Annotated in this window: 17 protein-coding genes and 1 pseudogene; 8 read left to right on the top strand and 10 right to left on the bottom strand. The window is 65.2% G+C overall.

What is annotated here, in order from left to right:
* Positions 1–186 precede the first annotated feature (186 nt).
* A complete protein-coding gene (locus tag ACVWYP_RS38985) occupies positions 187–1,194 on the top strand; it encodes an aliphatic sulfonate ABC transporter substrate-binding protein (RefSeq protein WP_028338457.1) in 1,008 nt (335 codons plus the stop codon).
* Positions 1,195–1,207: 13 nt separating this feature from the next.
* Here ACVWYP_RS38985 and ACVWYP_RS38990 read toward each other — a convergent pair whose 3' ends face one another.
* From ACVWYP_RS38990 to ACVWYP_RS39005, 4 genes are read right to left on the bottom strand one after another with little or no spacing between them, the layout of a single operon-like run.
* Positions 1,208–1,873 carry a methionine ABC transporter permease gene (locus tag ACVWYP_RS38990; protein WP_038382360.1) on the bottom strand — a complete coding sequence of 222 codons (666 nt, stop codon included), beginning with the start codon at positions 1,871–1,873 and terminating at the stop codon, positions 1,208–1,210.
* Entirely contained in the window at positions 1,863–2,981 is a 1,119-nt protein-coding gene (locus ACVWYP_RS38995) for a methionine ABC transporter ATP-binding protein (RefSeq protein WP_456684282.1), read from the bottom strand. The genes ACVWYP_RS38990 and ACVWYP_RS38995 overlap by 11 nt, the downstream gene beginning before the upstream one ends.
* A gap of 50 nt (positions 2,982–3,031) precedes the next feature.
* Positions 3,032–3,352 carry a 4Fe-4S dicluster domain-containing protein gene (locus ACVWYP_RS39000; protein WP_016840109.1) on the bottom strand — a complete coding sequence of 107 codons (321 nt, stop codon included), beginning with the start codon at positions 3,350–3,352 and terminating at the stop codon, positions 3,032–3,034.
* A complete protein-coding gene (locus tag ACVWYP_RS39005; RefSeq protein WP_304497034.1) occupies positions 3,349–4,977 on the bottom strand; it encodes an FAD-dependent oxidoreductase in 1,629 nt (542 codons plus the stop codon). The genes ACVWYP_RS39000 and ACVWYP_RS39005 overlap by 4 nt, the downstream gene beginning before the upstream one ends.
* A 313-nt stretch (positions 4,978–5,290) precedes the next feature.
* Here ACVWYP_RS39005 and ACVWYP_RS39010 point away from each other — a divergent pair.
* A pseudogene (locus tag ACVWYP_RS39010) lies at positions 5,291–6,630 on the top strand (LLM class flavin-dependent oxidoreductase).
* A gap of 5 nt (positions 6,631–6,635) precedes the next feature.
* On the opposite strand, the gene ACVWYP_RS39015 reads toward ACVWYP_RS39010, so the two are convergent.
* Positions 6,636–7,727 carry an LLM class flavin-dependent oxidoreductase gene (locus ACVWYP_RS39015; RefSeq protein WP_304497036.1) on the bottom strand — a complete coding sequence of 364 codons (1,092 nt, stop codon included), beginning with the start codon at positions 7,725–7,727 and terminating at the stop codon, positions 6,636–6,638.
* A gap of 419 nt (positions 7,728–8,146) precedes the next feature.
* Here ACVWYP_RS39015 and ACVWYP_RS39020 point away from each other — a divergent pair, with 419 nt between their 5' ends.
* The 6 genes from ACVWYP_RS39020 (at position 8,147) to epsC (ending at position 13,595) form a co-directional block, all read left to right on the top strand.
* Positions 8,147–8,902: an ABC transporter permease subunit gene (locus tag ACVWYP_RS39020; RefSeq protein ID WP_304497037.1), complete on the top strand. Its 756-nt coding sequence runs from the start codon at positions 8,147–8,149 to the stop codon at positions 8,900–8,902.
* Complete coding sequence (locus tag ACVWYP_RS39025) at positions 8,899–9,624, top strand: ABC transporter ATP-binding protein (RefSeq protein WP_304497038.1); 726 nt, start codon at positions 8,899–8,901, stop codon at positions 9,622–9,624. Before ACVWYP_RS39020 ends, ACVWYP_RS39025 begins: the two co-directional genes overlap by 4 nt.
* Positions 9,625–9,634: 10 nt before the next feature.
* Positions 9,635–10,639, top strand: coding sequence for an NrtA/SsuA/CpmA family ABC transporter substrate-binding protein (locus ACVWYP_RS39030; RefSeq protein ID WP_304497039.1), 1,005 nt, complete (start codon positions 9,635–9,637; stop codon positions 10,637–10,639).
* A gap of 42 nt (positions 10,640–10,681) precedes the next feature.
* Positions 10,682–11,911, top strand: coding sequence for an acyl-CoA dehydrogenase family protein (locus ACVWYP_RS39035; RefSeq protein WP_304497040.1), 1,230 nt, complete (start codon positions 10,682–10,684; stop codon positions 11,909–11,911).
* 138 nt (positions 11,912–12,049) lie between these two features.
* Positions 12,050–12,622, top strand: coding sequence for a flavin reductase family protein (locus ACVWYP_RS39040; RefSeq protein ID WP_304497041.1), 573 nt, complete (start codon positions 12,050–12,052; stop codon positions 12,620–12,622).
* Between the two features lie 19 nt (positions 12,623–12,641).
* Positions 12,642–13,595, top strand: a complete 954-nt coding sequence (gene epsC / locus ACVWYP_RS39045) for a serine O-acetyltransferase EpsC (protein ID WP_304497042.1) — start codon at positions 12,642–12,644, stop codon at positions 13,593–13,595.
* A 9-nt stretch (positions 13,596–13,604) separates the two neighbouring features.
* Here epsC and ACVWYP_RS39050 read toward each other — a convergent pair whose 3' ends face one another.
* From ACVWYP_RS39050 to ACVWYP_RS39070, 5 genes are all read right to left on the bottom strand, one after another.
* Complete coding sequence (locus ACVWYP_RS39050; protein ID WP_304497043.1) at positions 13,605–14,474, bottom strand: ABC transporter permease; 870 nt, start codon at positions 14,472–14,474, stop codon at positions 13,605–13,607.
* On the bottom strand, positions 14,467–15,333 hold the full coding sequence (locus ACVWYP_RS39055) for an ABC transporter ATP-binding protein (RefSeq protein ID WP_304497044.1): 867 nt from the start codon (positions 15,331–15,333) through the stop codon (positions 14,467–14,469). The genes ACVWYP_RS39050 and ACVWYP_RS39055 overlap by 8 nt, the downstream gene beginning before the upstream one ends.
* On the bottom strand, positions 15,330–16,385 hold the full coding sequence (locus ACVWYP_RS39060; RefSeq protein WP_304497045.1) for an ABC transporter substrate-binding protein: 1,056 nt from the start codon (positions 16,383–16,385) through the stop codon (positions 15,330–15,332). The genes ACVWYP_RS39055 and ACVWYP_RS39060 overlap by 4 nt, the downstream gene beginning before the upstream one ends.
* Before the next feature lie 25 nt (positions 16,386–16,410).
* Positions 16,411–17,340, bottom strand: a complete 930-nt coding sequence (locus ACVWYP_RS39065) for a TauD/TfdA dioxygenase family protein (protein ID WP_304497046.1) — start codon at positions 17,338–17,340, stop codon at positions 16,411–16,413.
* 97 nt (positions 17,341–17,437) lie between these two features.
* Positions 17,438–18,874 carry an FAD-dependent oxidoreductase gene (locus tag ACVWYP_RS39070; RefSeq protein ID WP_304497047.1) on the bottom strand — a complete coding sequence of 479 codons (1,437 nt, stop codon included), beginning with the start codon at positions 18,872–18,874 and terminating at the stop codon, positions 17,438–17,440.
* Positions 18,875–19,121: the final 247 nt, after the last annotated feature.

Genomic DNA, 19,121 nt, shown 5'->3' on the forward strand with positions numbered 1-19,121 from the left:
GCATTTTGGCGCAGCGAGCGACCTATCTGCTGATCCCGGCCGCAACGCGCGCGCCAAAAATACTTTTCTCGCTGACTTCGCTTGCAGAGAAAATTGCACTCGTTCGGGCGATTTCTCCGCGATTGCCTCCGGCGCTCCGATTGCACACAAATGACAACAGATCGAACCGGTTTAGGACGTCTCACCATGCCCATCTTTGCCCGCCCCATCCCGCCAGCGCAGGCCGCATCATCGGCGGCTGCGATGTCGCGCCGTCTTGCTGTCGCCGCCGTCGGGCTGCTTGCGATGACCTCGCTGGTTCGGCCTGCGGCGGCCGAGGAAATCCGGATCGGCTACCAGAAATCGTCGACGCTGACCGCGATCCTGAAGACCAACGGCGCACTGGAGAAGGCGTTGGCGCCGCTCGGCATCACCGTGTCATGGCACGAGTTCACCAGTGGCCTGCCGCTGCTCGAAGCCATCAATGTCGGCAGCATCGATTTCGGGGCCGACGTCGCCGACACTGTGCCGATCTTCGCCCAGGCCGCCGGCGCCAAGCTCGCTTACGTCGCGGAAGAGGCCGCCTCTCCATCGGCGCAGGCGATCCTGGTGCCGAAGGAATCCGCGATCAAGTCGCCGGCCGATCTCAAGGGCAAGAAGGTCGCGGTCACCAAGGGCGCAGGCAGCCACTTCCTGCTGCTGGCGGTACTTGCCAAGGCCGGACTGTCCTTCAAGGACATCACGCCGGCCTATCTGACGCCGGCGGATGGCCGCGCGGCGTTCGTCAGCGGCAATGTCGATGCCTGGGTCGCCTGGGATCCGTTCCTCAGCAGCGCGCAACGCCAGTCCGGCGCGCGCATCCTGACCGACGGCAGCGGCGGGCTCGCAAGCTACAAGCGCTACTATCTCGCGTCGGCCGCGTTCGCCGAAAAGCGGGCCGATGCACTGAATGTCATCTTTGCCAGGCTGGTCGAAACCGGCACCTGGGTCAAAGCCAATCCCAAAGACGCCGCGGCGCTGCTCGCCGGCCTGTGGGGCATCGACGCCACCACGGTGGAGGAGGCCAACAGCCATCGCTCCTACAAGGTCGGCGTGGTCACCCCGGCCGGCCTTTCCGAGCAGCAGCGGATCGCCGATACTTTCACGGCCGAAGGTCTGCTGCCACGCAAGGTCGATACCGGCGACGTCAAGATCTGGGCGCCGAAGGGATCGTGACGGCGCTGCGTCTTTAGCGGTGGCGCAGGCGACGGTTGACGCGGCGTGCCAGGTAGTCGCCGGCGGTCTGTACGGTCTGAACCAGTGCGATCAAAACGACGACGACCGCAAGCATCATTTCGGGCATGAAGCGCTGATAGCCGTAGCGAATGCCGAGATCGCCGAGGCCGCCGCCGCCGACGGCCCCGACCATTGCAGAGTAGCCAAGCAGGCTGACCACCGCGAGCGTCAGGGCCAGCACCAGGCCCGGCAAAGCCTCCGGGATCAGGACCTTGAACACGATCTGCAACGGGCTTGCACCGAACGAGGACGCCGTCTCGATCAGACCGGCATCGACCTCGCGGATCGCGGCCTCGACCAGACGGGCGATGAACGGCGTTGCCGCGATGGTGAGCGGCACAATTGCCGCGCCCGATCCGATCGAAGTGCCGGCAATCAGCCGCGTGAAAGGAATGATCGCAACCACCAGGATGATGAACGGCGTCGAGCGGGCCGCATTGACGATCACGCCGAGCACGCCATTGGCTGACGGCGCGGCGAACAGCTCCCCTTTCCGGCTGGTCGCCAGGAAGACGCCAAGCGGAAGGCCTAGCGCGGTCGCAACCAGCGCGGCCACCGAGACCATGAAAAGGCTCTCGCCCGTGGCCTGAACGATCAGGTTGATGAGTTCACGCGACATAGCCGAGACGCTCCACCAGAATGTCATGCTGAGAAAGATAGGCCAGGGCCTGCCTGGCTTCACCGCCGGGAATGCCGAGGATCAGCGAACCCACGTGCTGGCCGCCGATCTCGTCGATGCGGGCCGATAGCAGCGCCACGTCATGGGACAGTTCGCGCGAAAGCCGCGCCACCACGGTGTCGCCGGCTTCGGTGCCGCGCACCTGCACGCGAAGGACCGCCTGCCCGCCTGCAACCGGTTGCGGCGAAAGGCGGCTCGCCAGCGAAACCGGAACACTGTCCCCGATCACCTCGGAAAGGAACGCCTGCGTGACCGGATGCCGGGGATGCGTGAAGATTTCCGCCACATGACCTCGCTCGACGACATGGCCGCCGTCGATCACCGCAACCTCTTTGGCGAGCTGGCGGACAACCGACATCTCGTGGGTGATCAGCACGATCGTGACCCCGAGCTCGCGATTGATGTTGGCCAGCAGATCCAGAATCGCACGCGTGGTCTGCGGATCGAGCGCCGACGTCGCCTCGTCGGACAGCAGCACATTCGGCCGTGTCGCCAGCGCGCGGGCGATGCCGATGCGCTGTTTCTGGCCGCCGGACAATTCGGACGGATAGCGATCGTACTTGTCGGCAATGCCGACGAGCTCGAGCAGCTCGGCCACACGGACGGCGATGTCAGCCTTGGACCAGCCGAAGATCTCGAGCGGCAACGCGATATTGTCCGCCGCCGTCCGCGACGACAACAGGTTGAAGTGCTGGAAGATCATGCCGATCGAGCGTTGCGCCAGGCGGAGCTCGCGGCCGGCAAGCGCCGAGATCTCGCTGTTATCGACGACGACGCGGCCGCTCGACGGCTTCTCAAGCCCGTTGATGAGGCGGACGAGGCTCGATTTGCCGGCGCCGGAGCGGCCGATCACGCCGGTGATCGAGCCGCGCGGGATCGCGAAGTTGATCGCCTGCAAGGCGTGCACGCTCGGCTTGTCGCGATAGGCCGGATAGACCTTCGAGACCGCCTCGAAGCGGATCATGGCTTCGCTCGCGTTCGGAGCGAGCGGAATGGACGGCAGCGGCGCAACATGCTGCGCCGTCGTCAGGGATTGATGTACATTCATTCGGTCGGTCCAATTGGGAAATGGCTTCGGTCGCCGGGCGCAGCCCGGGCTCAATGACCAAAGAGCAGATAGCTGCGGTCGATGCCGCGGAGATCGCGCGTCTCGTCGGTCCAGCCGACCGCGCGGCGGTAACTGCCCAACGCGGCAGTCTGCCGCAGCGCGACCACGTCGGTCGGGCGAGGCTCCTCCGCATAAGGCGACACGTAAAGCGCGTCCTCGGGACAATACAGTTCGCAGAGGAAACAGGTCTGGCAATCGCCCTGACGGGCGATCACCGGAATCCCCTCCGTCTTGTCGAAGACGTTGGTGGGGCAGACATTCACGCAGATGTCGCAGGACGTGCAGCGCTCGGCGTCGATCACCTCGATCATTCCGCGGCCTCTGCATAGCTGGCCTCGGCATGCGGCCGCACCGTGGTCCAGACCTCGTCGAGGCCGCCGCTCGTCACGTAATGGCGTTGGCGGTCGTCCTGATCGGGATAGTCGTCGCGGCGATGCATGCCGCGGCTTTCGTGACGCGCCAGCGCGCTGCGGTACATCCAGCGCGACGTCGCCAGCATGGCCGCGCTCTCGCGGGCACGCAGCAGATCGTCCTTGCTCGCCGCATCGGCCGCCGAGGCGTCGGACCATTCCGCTTCGAGCCGCGCCAGCGCGCCTTCGAGACGCGAGGCGTGCCGGAAATAGTTCAGCTCATACGGATAGACCTCGTCCTGGACCGCCTTTGCCAGCGCGGCCGGCTCAAACGCGCGACCCGCTCTGCTTCGAAACGCAACGGTTCCGGCGGACGCCAGCCGTCGCTGACGTGCCGGGCCCAACTGCCTTGCATAGCCGGCAGCGCCCCATCCAGCCCAGGTCCCCGATGACATCGCCCAGGCGGCGTTGTGGCTACCACCGCCGGTGAAGCCGCCGCAGATCAATTCGCGCGTCGCTGCATCACCGGCGGCGTAGAGTCCCGGCACGCTGGTGGCGCAGCTGTCGTCGACAATGCGAAGGCCTCCGGTGCCGCGCACGGTGCCTTCGAGCCGCAAGGTGACGGGGAAACGCTCCCTGAAGGGATCGATGCCGGTGCGATCGAACGGCAGGAAGAAATTCGGCTGCGACGCGCGCATGTGCCGCTGCACGTCGTCGTCGGCCTTGTCGAGGCGGGCATAGACCGGTCCCTGAAGCAGCGCGCGCGCAATCGCCGATCGCCCGCCCTTGGATGCCGCACCGGGAACGACGCTGCCGTCCTCATAGCTGAAGGTCGCCCAGCCGTAGAACAGCGTCTTGGTCACGGAGCCGAACGCCGGCGAGATCGCATAAGGGTTGGAGAATTCCATGCTGCTGAACTCGGCCCCGACCTCCGCGGCCATCAGATAGCCGTCCCCGGTCAGCACATTCGATCCCAGCGTCTTGCTCAGGAACGCGCAGCCGCCGGTCGCGATGACGACAGCCTTGGCGCGCACTATCCAGCGATCGTGCTTCTGGCGGCGCACGCCGCCGGCTCCCGCAACCGAGCCGTCGTCATCCACCAGCAGCTCAAGCGCCGGACTGTGATCGAGAATGGTGACGCCGGCCTGCTTGGTGCGCTTGCGCATCAGGCGCATGTATTCCGGCCCTTGCAGCGAATTGCGCTGCGACTTGCCACCGTCGTCGACCGGGTAAGGGTAACCCCAGGCAGCCAGACGATCGCTGTCCTCGTAGGTCTGGTCGAGCACGCGCGCCATCCAGCGGCGATCCTGCAAGTACCCGCCCATCTTTTCGCGATTGGCCATCGCGGCCTCGCGCATTGCCGGATTGGGATCGACATACCAGACGCCGGTGCCGGCAGCCGCGGTGGCACCCGACGTGCCGCAAAATCCCTTGTCGGCGAGCACGACGCGTGCGCCGCGCTCGGCGGCGCTCACCGCAGCCCACGTCCCCGCCGGCCCGCCGCCGATCACCAGCACGTCAGCGTCGAATTCGACCGAGCCGCCTGGCACAGTTCGCTGTTCGGCGCGTCGCTCGTGGACTGTCATCGCTCAATTCTCCGAGCGGCACCGATTGCTTGCAATGCGCCGCAACAGCATCGTTACGCGAGTAGGCTTCGCTGGCAATTTCAGATATTTGCACAGACTTGGACGAAGCTTCCCCTGCCGCTGCGCGCCAAAGAATATTCATGCGGCGACGGGCGGGACGTTCCGTTCATCGCAGAAGATCGACACCGGATTTGTCCGCAGATCGCGCAGCGGGGACGGATATTTCTTTTTGCATGGACACGCCGGCCGTTCGTTTTCATGCGGCCAGACAGGCGATACTTCGTGAATCGTCTCACCCCATTGCGTGGCAGCCATGTCCGATCGTCAGCTTCACCTCAATGTCAACCTGCTGCACTCCGGCGTATACGCGTCGGCGTGGCGGATGCCCGAAAGCGATCCTCGCGCCTGCTTCGACGTCGGCCATTATGTGCGCGTGGCTGAGATCGCCGAGCGCGGCCAGCTCGATGCGATCTTCCTTGCCGACACGCCGGCCATCACCGACCGCATCGACTACCGCTCCTTCATGTCGATGGAACCGACGATCGTGCTGGCGTCGGTGGCCGCGGCGACCAGCCATATCGGGCTGATCGCGACCGCCTCGACCACCTACAACGAGCCCTACAACATCGCACGCCGCTTCGCGACCCTGGACCTGGCGAGCGGCGGCCGCGCCGGCTGGAATGCGGTAACCACGGCCGACGCGTCGGCCAGCCGAAATTTCGGCCTCAGCAACGTGCTGGAGCACAAGGCCCGCTACGAGCGCGCCAAGGAGTTCGCCGAGGTCGTCCATGCACTGTGGGACAGTTGGGAGGACGACGCCTTCGTCGGCGACAAGTCCTCGGCGCGATTTGTCGATACGTCGAAGGTTCATCCGATCGCGCATCGCGGCGCCCATTACTCCGTGGCCGGTCCGCTCAACGTGCCGCGTTCGCCGCAGGGCCGCCCGGTGACCGTGCAGGCCGGCGGCTCGAGCGACGGCCGTGATCTCGCTGCCGCGCAGGCCGAAGCCGTGTTCACGCTGGCCCAGACGATCGAGGAAGGCGTCGCCTATGCGCGCGACCTGCGCGCCCGCGCCGCGGCCTACGGTCGCGCCGGTGACACCATCGTCATCCTGCCGGGCCTTGCCACCGTGATCGGCAGCACTGAAGCCGAGGCGAAACGGCGGCAGGATGAGCTGTGGGAGCTGGTTCCGATCGAGTACAGCCTCGCGCGTCTCGCCGGCACGTTGCAGGTCGATTCTGCGATCCTAGAGCTCGACAAGCCGCTACCCGATCCACTCCCACTGCCGGCCAACGCCAACCACACCATGTCCAGGGCACGGTGAACCTTGCGCGCCGCGGCAACCTCACCGTCCGGCAATTGTTGCGGGCACTCGGCGGTGGGGTCGGACACCGGATCATCGTCGGCACGCCCGAGCAGATCGCCAACGACATCGAGGCCTGGTTCAGGGCTGGCGCGGCCGACGGATTCAATCTGATGCCCGACGTGTTGCCGACGGGGCTCGAAATCTTCGTCGACAGCGTGGTGCCGATCCTGCAGCGCCGCGGTCTGTTCCGAACCAATTACGCCGGCACCACCTTGCGTGAGCATTTTGGCTTGCCTCGGCCGATCAGCCGCTTTGCGCGTCAGACGGAAGCCGCCGCAACCGCGTGACGCAGCTACCGCGAACCCGCCAGCAGTGCTCGCGTATCATTTGCAACAGATGACGCTGCGCGGACGCGCGGGATGATCTCCTTCGCAAAGCGCTCCATCTCGGCCTCGAAAGGCTGGAACTGCAGCATGAACAACTCGATGCCCGCGGCATGGAACGCCCCGATCCGGGCGGCCACGTCATCATAGCTCCCAACCAGCCCGGCAGCGGTGCCGCCGTTGCTGCCGACCCGCTCCGACTTCTGCATGGTCTGCATCATCACGACCTTCGGATCGGTGTTCTGCCGCTGGATCGCCTTCATCGAGGCGTCCTGCCGCGACAGCTCCAGCAGCCGCTCATAGGCGGCCTGGGCCTCGGCCTGCGTCTGGCGCGCGATGACGAAGGCGGACAGCCCGAAGCGAAGCGGCGCCGAGGTCCGTGGCCGCGCCGCCACGTCGGCAATGAGGCCCGCGACATCCTCGAGCGGCTGACCGTTGATGAACCAGACGTCGCCGTGGTCGGCGACCAAAGCGCGCGCCGGCTCGGACTCGCCGCCGACATAGATCAATGGTCGCGGTCGGTAGAGGCTCGTCGGCCGCAACAGATAATCGCGGACGTCGAAATGCTCGCCCTTGTAGGTCAACCGCTCACCCTGCATCAGGCGCGAGACGATCGTGATCCACTCGCGGCCATAGGCGTAACGGGCATCGTGCTCGGCAAAGCCGATACCGGCCTTGTCGAGCTCGGGCCGGTTCCAGGCATTGACCAGGTTGATCGCGAAGCGTCCGCGGCTGATGTTCTCGATCCCGAGCGCAAGTTTGGCCAGAACCACCGGGTGATAGAGATAGGGCTTGATGGCCGCGATGATCTCGATCCGGCTGGTCAATGCCGCAACGGCCGCCGCCGCGCTCCAGGCCTCGAGCTGATCGAAATCCTCCTGATGCGGATTGATGGTGTGCTGCGCGATCAGCGTGGAATCGTAGCCCAGCGCTTCGGCGGCAAGCACGAGGTCGCGATTGCGCTCCCACGATGCGTCATACGGCTCCTCCGGATCCTGATAGGCCGCGCGCGAACCATGGACCAGCGCCCAGATGCCAAAGCGAAGCGGTCGTGTCGACATTCCGTCTCTCCGATTTCCCTGACGTTGCGTCGGCGTGTTTTCAAAGAAGCACGGCGGCAGATCAAGCAGCGGCGCATCAAAAGATTATCCTTGCCGCGCGGCGAGCGCCGATGAACCAGAAAACTCCGGACGCAGCGACAATTGGAATACGGCTCTATTTCTGTTCGAGAAAATTCGTGGGACAGTTTGCGTCGCATGAGCCGCGCGCCCTTTCGAACGACGACGAACCGTCAATCGAGAGAACGGCAGACCATGCCGCGCGCGATCAATGACGTCCGCGCGCCGTGTTGGATGAGGACCGAACAGACTTGAGCAACCTCGAACAGGCTGCGCCATCAATCGCGTTTGATTCAACGCCGCGCAGCGATCAAACCGCATCGCCGTCCCGGAAGCCACGAGTAGAGATCGGCCGGCGCGGCATGCTGCTGCTGTCGTGGCTCGCCCCGGTCGTGCTTCTGATCATCTGGGAATTGTTGGCGCAGGCCGGCTGGCTCTCGCCGCAGGTGCTGCCGGCACCGAGCAAGGTCGTCCGGACGGCATTCAAGCTGGCAACGTCCGGAAGCCTGCTGAACGATCTCGGCGTCAGCCTGCTGCGCGCAACGGCCGGTTTTGCGATCGGCGGCAGCGTCGGATTCGCGCTCGGCATCCTCGTGGGCTTCTCGCGGATCGCGGAGGCCGCGATCGACCGCAGCATTCAGATGATCCGCGCGATCCCGTTTCTCGCCGCGCTGCCGCTGGTGATCGTCTGGCTCGGCGTCGGCGAAGCCCAGAAGGTCTTCCTGGTCGCGCTCGGCGTCGCCTTCCCGATCTACATCAGCACCACGCTGGGTATCCGGCAGGTCGACCCGAAGCTGCTCGAGCTCGGCCGCGTCCAGGGCCTCGGAACGCTCGAGCTGATCCGGCGCGTCATCCTGCCCGGCGCCCTGCCCTCGATCCTGACCGGTGTGCGCTATGCGCTGGCGACCGCGTGGCTGGCACTGGTGGTCGCAGAGACCATCGGCGCCCAGTCCGGCATCGGCTTTCTCGCCATGGATGCACGCGAGTTCCTGCGCACCGACGTGATCGTGCTGACGATCGTGATCTATGCGCTGATCGGTGTCGCCGCCGACGGCATCGCGCGCGCCCTGGAGCGACGGCTATTGGCCTGGCATCCGAACTATGGAGGCGCACGATGACGTTGCACGCCGTGCCCTCACCGGCCGCGATTGCGCCGGCCGTCGTGGTGACGGGACTGCATCGCGCCTATGGCAGCCGCGTGGTGATCGAGAACCTCAACCTGCGCATCGAGCGCGGCGAGTTCGTCGCCCTGCTCGGCGAAAGCGGGTGCGGCAAGACCACGCTGCTGCGGGCGCTGGCCGGCCTCGATGCGATCGACGGCGGGCGCATCACGGCACCACGGCGGCCGGCCGTCGTTTTCCAGGAGCACCGGCTGCTGCCGTGGGACAGTCTGTGGCGCAACGTCTCGCTCGGCCTCAATGCGAGCGACGCCCGTCAGCGCGCCGCCACCGCGCTCACCGAGGTCGGACTCGGCGGCCGTCTCGATGACTGGCCGCGCAACCTCTCGGGCGGACAGGCGCAGCGCGTGGCGCTGGCGCGCGCGCTGGTGCAGGAGCCCGAGCTGCTCTTGCTCGATGAGCCCTTTGCCGCGCTCGACGCGCTGACCCGCATTCGCATGCACGATCTGGTGCGCGAGCTGGTCGCCGTCCATCGGCCCGGCGTTCTCCTGGTCACCCACGACGTCGACGAGGCGATCGCGCTCGCCAACCGCATCCTGGTGATGCGCGAGGGCCGGATCGCGTTCGAGCATCGCATGAAACGTAACGGCGCAGCGCCGATCGCCCGCGCCGACTTGCTGGCGGAGCTCGGCGTCGGCACCTCTCACTCCATTCCTGCCTGAGGACCACTCGATGTCTATCCTACGGTTCACCAACCCCACCCGTCGCAGCTTCCTTGGCGGCGCCGCCTTCGGCATCGGCGCGCTTGCCGGTTTTGACCTGTCCGAGCCGGCGCATGCGGCGACCGGCCGCGTCACCGACACTGTACGTCTGACCTGGGGTTTGAGCGGCCTCAATCTGATCGCCAAGGAGCGCGGCGAGTTCGAGAAGCTGCTGGCCAGGGACGGCATCAAGGTCGAGTGGCTCGGGCCGTTCCCCAATCATGCACCGACGCTGCAGGCTGTGACCGGCGGCAGCGCCGATTTCAGCTTCGGCGGCAGCACGACGCCGGCACTCGCCGCGATCATCGCCGGCTCGCCGCTGGTGTTCACGCAATTCGTGGTCTACGAGCCGCGCACCACTGCGATCATTGCGCGGGATGACTCCGGCATAAACAAGGTCGAGGATCTCGTCGGCAAGTCGGTGGCGGTGAACCGTTCGGGTCTCGGCGAATTCCTGCTGGTTGCGGCGCTCGAGAAGCACAAGGTCGACCGCTCCAAGGTGACGTTCGTCTATCTCAACCCACCGGACGCAGCGCCGGCGCTGGCCTCCGGGAAGGTCGACGCCTGGTCGATGTGGAGCCCGGGCGTCGACATCGCGCGGCTCGAATACAAGGCGCACGACATCTTCCTGGAAGGTCGCGATCTCGAGTTCCAGATCGACTACACGTCCTACCTGACCACCCGAAAATTCGCGACCGACAATCCTGCGCTGGTCCGGGCCGTCAACGATGCCTTCCGCGCCGAGGGCAAGTGGATTTCCGCGAACAGCAAGGATGCCGAATACATCGCGCAAAAGGCCGGCAAATACAGCGACCAGGTCCGCGACCAGTTCATCGCGTTGAACCGGCAGTATCGCTACTTCGCCGCCAACGACGAAAACTTCCTCGCCGAGCTGCAACGGGCCGCCGACTGGCTGGTCGCGCGCAAGGTGCTTCCGGAGCCGATCAAGGTCACCGACCATTTGGCCCAGGTCTGATCAACAACCGTCCGACTAATCAACGCGCTTCGAGTGACACCAATGAACAAGCCTTTATCCGCTACCTCGCTGGAGCCTTCCGACCGCCTCCGCAGCCACGCGCCCGATATCGACGCGCTGCTTGGCCGCATCGCGGAAGGCGCCGCCGACCGCGAACGCGAGCGCGTCCTGCCGTTCGCGCAAGTCGATCTCATTCGCAAGGCCCGCCTCGGCGCGTTGCGGCTTCCGACCGAATCCGGCGGCGCCGGTCTGTCGATTCGCGCATTGTTCGAGATCGTCATCGGTCTCGGCGAGGCCGACGCGAATGTCGCGCATATCCTGCGCAACCATTTCAGCGTCGTCGAACGCCTGGTGCGCCGGCCGAAGGACGATCAGCACAGGCAGTGGCAGAAGGCAGTCGCCGACGGCGCGATCATCGGGCTTGCGGCAACCGAGCTCGACACGCCCAAGGTCGGCAACGTCACGCCGAACACGACACTCACTTCCGACGGCGACGACTACCTTCTCAACGGCACGAAATACTACAGCACCGGCACGCTGTATTCGGACTACGTCCTCGTTCGCACCGCTGACGCATCCGCCACCAATGCCGCCGTGCTGATTCCGGTCAACCGCGACGGCATCGAGCTGATCGACGACTGGGACGGCCTCGGGCAGCGGCTGACCGCGACCGGCACCACGCATTTCCGCAACGTGCGCGTCAAGCGCCAGGAGGTCGTGTTCGATGCACCGGATACCGGCTATGGCATTCCCTACTCCAACACATTTGCCCAGCTGTTCCTGACCGCTATCAATGCGGGCATCGCGCGCGCCGTGCTGCGCGACGCCAGCGCCCTGGTGCGGACCCGCAAGCGGACGTTCTATTACGCGCCGAGCGAGGTTCCGGCGGACGACCCGCTGCTGCAACAGACCGTCGGCCAGATCGCCAGCGGCGCGTTCGCCGCCGAGACCGTGGTGCTTGCGGCCGCGGAGGCGCTCGATGCCGCCACCGACGCTTTCGATGCAGGCGACGAAAACGCCGTCGATGCCGCGCACAGGGCCGCGCTGCTGTCGGCCAAGGCCAAGATCGTTGCGGACGAGTTTGCGATCCGGAGCGGCAGCCTGCTGTTCGACGTCGGCGGCGCATCGGCCACCAAGAAGGCCGCCAATTTCGACCGCCACTGGCGCAACGCGCGCACGCTGGCGTCGCACAATCCAAATACCTTCAAGGCGCGCTCGATCGGACAATACGAGATCAGCGGCACGCCGCTCCCCGCCAAGGGCTTCTTCTAGAGCCCCGCTCCGATGGAATCGGAACGGAACTCTGGCTTGTTGTTTTGATGCGTTTTCTTCACGCGAACCGGTATCTACTTCGCTCGAAAACGCTCTGGCGAGGTCCAATCCGGCGAGGCAATGCAAGGGAGAATCCCGATGAGCAGGCCGGATATTCATCTTGTGGACGCTGACCACGAGGTCGAGCGTCAATTTCGCCTTGTGATGCGCCGCCTCCCGGGCGGCGTTTGCATCATCACCGCAGGACAGGGTGAGGACATCACCGGCATGACGGTGACCTCGCTGACGTCGCTCAGCGCCAGCCCACCCCGGTTGCTGGTCAGCATCAACCGGCAGGCGTCGTCCTTCGCACCGATCGCCCGCCATCGGCTATTCGGTGTCAACATCCTCGGCTCCGACCAGCAGGCCCTGGCCGAGCGCTTCAGCAATAGCCGGCTGAAAGGCAGGGAACGCTTCGAGGGCACCGACTGGACCCATGGAGCCTCGGGCGTGCCGTTGCTGCAGCGGTCGCTTGCGATGATCGAATGCCAGGTCGAGGAGATCATCGAGCGGCATTCCCATGGCATCATCGTGGGCCGCCTCGCCAGCATGGAATTGTCGCATCGGCTGTCCGGCCTCACCTACTGGAATGGACAGTATGTCCAGATCGATCACGAAGCCGATCTCGACCTATTGGCCGAAGTCAGCATTCCTCTGGCGCATGTCCGTTAGAACAGAGAAAGGGTGCAGCATGAAACGCGAATTGCCGCCAGCATCGCCTCCGTCAACGGCCGGTGCGGTCAGCAGACCACCAGGCCGCTGGCAGCTCGACCGGATCGTCGCCGAGTTGCGCACGTCGCGGGAGGAGACCCACAGCATCCGGCAAGACGGCGAAGCACGCCGTGCGCCCTCGCGCGACGCGCTGGAGGCGATCCTCGACGGCCTCACCGAGGCGCTGTTTCCGCGCCACTACGGCCAATCGGACCTCGACGGCGAGAACATCGACTATTTCGTCGGCAATACGCTGAGCACGGCATTGGATTCGCTCGGCGCGCAGATCCATCGCGGCGCGCTGTTCGTTGGCGACGAGCTGGAGCCCGGCTTTGTGCATGAGGAGGCGATCGAGCTGACACGCGCATTCGCCACCCAACTGCCGTCGGTCCGCGGACTGCTGATCAACGATCTGCGCGCTGCATTCGTTGGAGACCCGGCGGCGCGGAATTTTCCCGAGATCCTGATCGGCTATCCCGGGATGACCGCCATCATCCACCATCGCCTTGCCCATCTGCTTTACCAGATCGGTGCGCGGCTGGTGGCGCGCCTGATGTCGGAGATCGCCCACACAAGGACCGGCATCGATATCCATCCCGGCGCCCGGATCGGCTCCGGATTCTTCATCGATCACGGAACCGGCGTCGTGATCGGCGAAACCGCCATCATCGGCAACAACGTCCGGGTCTATCAGGCCGTCACGCTCGGCGCGCGGCATTTCCCGACCGACGACGAGGGCCATGTGATCAAGGGCGACGCCCGCCATCCGATCGTCGAGGATGACGTCGTGATCTACGCCGGCGCAACCATACTCGGCCGAATCACGATCGGCCGCGGGTCGACCATCGGCGGCAACGTCTGGCTGACCAAGGACGTGCCGCCGAACAGCATTGTGACGCAGGCCACCGCACGAAACAGTCCGAGCGGCGCCTGAACCACGGCCTCACGCCGCAACCTGTGCCTTCCATCGCATCAAGCGCCGTTCCAACGCCTCCAGGACGGCATTGAATGCCAGCCCGATGACGGTGATCCCGATTATGCCGAAATACATCTGCGGGATCAGGAAGCTGTACTGGCTGTTGATGATGAGATAGCCGAGGCCGGCCTTGGCGCCGACCATCTCGGATGCGACCAGCACCAGCATGGCTGACGCACTGGCGAGGCGAATGCCGACAAAGATCGTCGGAAGCGCCGCCGGAAGGATCACCTTGCGGAACAGCTGCTGCGGGGTCGCGCCCATGGTCCGCGCCGACTTGATCAAGAGCGGATCGACTTGCTTCACCGCGGCAATGGTGTTGAGCAGGAGCGGCCAGGCACAGCTATAGACCACCATCGTGATCTTCGAGAGCTCGCCGATGCCGAGCAGCAGGATGAACACCGGCAACAGCGCGAGCGGCGCGGTATTGCGGCAAATTTCGATGAACTGGTTCAGGAGATCGCCGAGCCTTGTGTACCAGCCGACGGCCAGCCCGAGCGGGACGAACAGCACGACCGAAACCAGAAACCCGCTCAGGGCGCGGAGCAGGCTCGCGGAGGCGTCGTCATAGAGCTCGCCAGTTTGCGCGAGCTGCCAGCCTGCGGCGATGACGTCAGAGAAGGGCGGCAGAAACACCGCGTCGATCAAGCCGAGCCTGGGCGCGGCCTCCCAGATCGCCAGAAGGGCGATCAGCAGCAGGGAACGGCGCCCGAAAGCTGCCAGACCGCGGGTCGCGGCGCGGGCCGCGCTCACCAGCGGTGACCGCGCTGCCGGCGCGTGCTCGTCTCGCCGCCCATGCGCGAGCTCCAGCAATGTCAGCATCTCCAGGCTAGACATGAGCGACTTCCTTTACTTCACGGTCGACACGGCCTGCGCTGACCCTGCCCGCCGATTGCCCCAGCTGCACCTTCTGCACTTCCTCGCGGAGCAGGCTCCAGATCTCATGGCGCACGCGGCCGAATTCCGGCAGCGAGCGCACATCCTCGGTTTCGCTGCGCAAGGCCGCGGGGATGTCGACAATCTCCTTGATCCGGCCCGGACGCGACGTCATGACCGCCACGCGCTGGCCGAGCACGACGGCCTCGTCGATGCCATGGGTGATGAAGATGATGGTCTTGCCGGTGGCACGCCAGATCCGCAGCAGCTCGCCTTGCAGCGTTTCGCGCGTCTGGGCATCGAGCGCGGCGAACGGCTCGTCCATCAGCAGCACTTCCGGATCGTAGGCCAGGCTCCGCGCGATCGCGACACGCTGCTTCATGCCGCCGGAAAGCTCGTGCGGATAACGGTCGGCAAAACCGGACAGCCCGACCAGGTCGAGAAAGTGCCGCGCGATCTCCCCGCGCTGCTTCGGCTTGAGGCCGGCAATGTCGAGCCCGAACTCGACGTTCTGCGCGGCGGTACGCCATGGAAACAGCGCATACTGCTGGAAGACGACGCCGCGGTCACGCCCTGGCCCAACGATCGAGCGGCCATCGAGCAGGATGCGGCCGCTGGTCGGCGTCGCAAGCCCGCCGAGCAGATCGAGCAATGTCGACTTGCCGCAACCGCTTGGACCGACCAGGGCCAGGAATTCGCCGGCGCGGACGTCGAACGTGATGTCCTCGAGCGCGGTGAAACGGCCCGCCGGCCGGCCTCCCTCACCTCGGGTGACGAACTCCTTACGGACCTTGTCAAAGCTGATCTTGACCGACGTCATCGCGCCTCCGCCGTCCTTCCGGGACGGAAATAGTTGAACTCGTTGGTGTAGGTGTCCGAAGCCTTGATCTGGTCCGGCTTGAGCAGGCCGTCCTTGACCAGCCAGTCGATCCAGACCTGCAGCTCGGGATCCGAGATCACGCCGCCCTTGGACGCGACGCCGGTGCTCTTCCAGTACTTGATCGAGGAGGCATCCTCGTTGCGCTTGCGCTCCGCGATGATCCGGTCGAAGCGGGCCCGCACTTCATCGGGCGGCGTCGTCTTCGCCCACTGGATGGCGCGCGATATCCCCTCAACCAGCTTGCGGGCGGTGTTCGGATTGTCCTTGATGAACTTCTCCCGCAGCACATAGGCACCGCCGGTGAATTGTCCGAACAGATCGGTATCGTTGAAGAGCGAACGGATTCCACCACGCTCCAGCGCCTTGTCGCGCAACACGCCGCTGAGCGCGCTCACCTCGACCTGCCCTTGCCGCAGCGCCTGCTCGCCGGTGACGGGTGGGACCGCCACCAACGTCACCTGCTTGGCCTCGCCGGCGCTAATGCCGTTCCGCGCCAGATACTCACGCAGCACGAACTCCAGATGGGCGCCAAGCGTATTGACCGCGACCTTCTTGCCGATCAGGTCGCGGGCCGTCTTGATCGGACTGTCGTCCTTCACATAGTAGCCGTAATAGGTGTTCGCGTCGGAACCGTAGTAGCCGACCACCGCCTTGATCGGCGCCTTGGCCGCGATCAGCTTGATAATCGCGCCATAGAAAGCGCCGCCGACGTCGATGTCGCCGGTGACGACGGTCTGGATGTCCTGCGGTCCGCTGATGGTGTTGCCGACCCATTTGAGCTTGAGGGGCGCGAGGTAGCCGAGGTCCTCGGCGAGCTCGGTGAACGTCACCTGCCCGGCCCAGCCCTGATAGCGGATCTCGGTCTTCTCGAGCGGTGGCTCGGCGAAGGCCGGAGCGATCAGGCCCGCAGCAAAGGCGCTGGCCAGCAGCAATCGCGCCGCCCGGCGCGCAGCGGCTCGGCGCGCGCGCAGCATTCGAATGATGGCATTCATCGTGTTGCTCCAATAGGCGACATGCTCAGGCGGCCTTCGCCGCCTGCGGCTTCGGCGATTTGATCCGCGTCACGCTGTGGCGGCCGTCGACGCTGACCGGAACCTCGCCATCGATGGTGGCGCGGCGCACCACGCGATGCTGCTCGCCGTAGTCATTGACTGCGTAATGCTGGGTCGCGCGATTGTCCCAGATCGCGACGTCTCCTGCCCGCCAGCTCCAGCGCACGGTGTTCTCGGGAGCCGTGATGTGAGACTGGAACAGATCGAACAGCTTCTGGCCGTCATATTTCGGCAGGCCGACAAAGCGCTGGACGAAATTGCCAAGCACCAGGGTGTGCTCGCCCGTTTCGGGATGGACGCGCACGACCGGATGCTCGGTCTCATAGATCGTCCCGGTGAATACCTCGTCGAAATGCTTTCTGTCGGCGTCGGTGGCGCGAGACTTCACCGCGTAATCATAGGCATTGCTGTGAACCGCCCAGAGCTCGTCGGCGAGCTTGCGCAACGGTGCCGGCAGATCGAGATAGGCCGCCGCCGTGTTCGACCAGACGGTGTCACCGCCATAGGGCGGGATCACCACGCCGCGCAGCACCGAGATCTTCGGATAGGCATCGACGAACGTGACGTCGGTATGCCATTGGTCCGCGCGGCCGCCACCACGCCCCGAATCCAGCTCGAGGATCGACGACGTTCCCTTGCTCGGGCCGATGGTCGGATGCGGCACCAGTTTGCCGAGCCTGATCGCGAAGCGCTCCTGCTCGGCGTCGTCGAGGTGCCCCTGGTCGCGAAAGAAGATCACCTTGTGCTCGAGCAGCACCTGGTTGATGGCACGGATGACCGCGTCGGGAAGGTCACCCGACAGCTTCACATTCTTGATCTCGGCACCAAGCCGCGCAGCACGCTTGACGATGTCGGCGCGCGGAATGACGTTGTCGATGCTGGTCGTGTTGCTCATGATGCTGGTCTCGTCGCCGCGATCCCCTGGACAAGGCTCCGCCATGCGCCGGTCGCGGAAACGACGGCGGAGATGAATGATGTGGTCGTGATCCTCGCTATTCCGCCGCAACGGGCTGCGGCGGCCGCCAGACAGCCGGCGCATAGAGCTCGGTGGTGAAATCCTCCGCGATCTCTCCGTTGATGCGCGCTTCGTGAGATGCGAGGTCGGCCAGGAACAGATCGCGGCTGATCCTGGCCGTGATCCCCGGAATGTCGCGCTTGAAGCTTGGAACGTCGCCGATCGGCAGGCCGAAGCTGACAAATGCCGCCGGGTTGAAGACGTGAATGTCCTTCAGATACGGCGCGCGGCCCGGAACTTTCTCCAGATACTCGTGCCCGGACCCGAGATAAGGATAGGCCGCCAAGCTATCGTCCTTTTCGCCGTCAGGCGGCACGAAGCGATCTCGCCACAGCAGGATTTCGTCGGCGAAATCGCCGAGCTCGGACTGCGCGCCAAGATCGACGGAATAGCCGGTCCCGGCAATCGCGAAATCGAACGCGAACTCGCCCTGCGGAGTGATGGCGACCGGCCGTACCCCCTTCAATTGCGCCGAGGTCCACGGCGCGCCCAGATGCAGATGAAAATTGGGAAAGGCGACCGCGCGCGAGATCGCATCCGGCGGCGGGGTCGACCCAGCCTGCCTGAACCGAATCGCCTGATGCCAGCGCACCGCATCAGGCAAGCTGCCATAATTGTCATAGGCTCCCGGGTAGCCGCGGATCCGAATGACCGGCAACGCGGCCAAGGTCTCCCGGCGCGCAAACAGATGAACGTCACGCGCTCCGGCCTCAAGGGCCGCGGCCGCCGCATCGAAGGCCGACGCAGCACTCCCGACCACCGCAACGGAGAGACCACGCAGCGGCCTGAAATCGATCTTCTCCGAAGTATGCGCGTGGAATCGCTTCGGTAGGGCCCGCAGCGCGTCAGGGACATAAGCGCCCCCGCTACCCGCAAAACCGGTTGCGAGCACCAGCTTGCGCGTGGTCTCGATGGACGTGACCCCGCTCCGCTCCAGATGTAACCGCAGATGATCGGCTGCGGGCTCGATGCGGAGCAGCCGCGTACCGTAACGAATGCCGGCGCCGGTCACGCGGCGATACCAGTCGAGATAGGCCGCCCAATCGAGCCGCGGAATCCGATCGAGCGCGTCGAAGGCCGCCGCGCCATGGCGTGCTTCATACCATGCCTGGAAACCAAGACCGGGCAGACCGAGCTCCGGACCTGGAAGCGTCTTCGGGGTACGGAGCTTGTGCATTCGCGCGCTCGTCAACCACACGCCGGCCTTGCTGGCGTCGGCGGCGGCATCGATCACCGAAACCCTGCCGATCCCGGCGCGCCGAAACGCAAACGCGAAGGCCGCACCGGACTGGCCACCGCCAACCACGACGACGTTGTGATCGATCCCGTCGCGATCAGGCACCCAGTTCTGCGGGTCGGCCCCGATCAGCCGGAGGGCCTCGCGGGCGACGCTGTCAGGATCGGATTGCGGCATGAATGACCACCTCGCTTTGACGTTGCAAATCGTAAAAGCGATCGACATTCAGTCAATGAAACGAAACCAGCTTTGTTTTCGATAGCAGGCAATGTTCGCGTCGTGGACAACGCGGGCATTGAAATATTTGCGACGATCGCCGCCTGACCGATCGTCTCATGTGCATTGCGACGTGCGGGATCGGCGCGATCGATCGGGAAAACCTCCCAAATCATGCACCGCCCGGATCGGCGCGATCGCACTCATC

The sequence above is a fragment of the Bradyrhizobium sp. USDA 3262 genome (assembly GCF_054060035.1).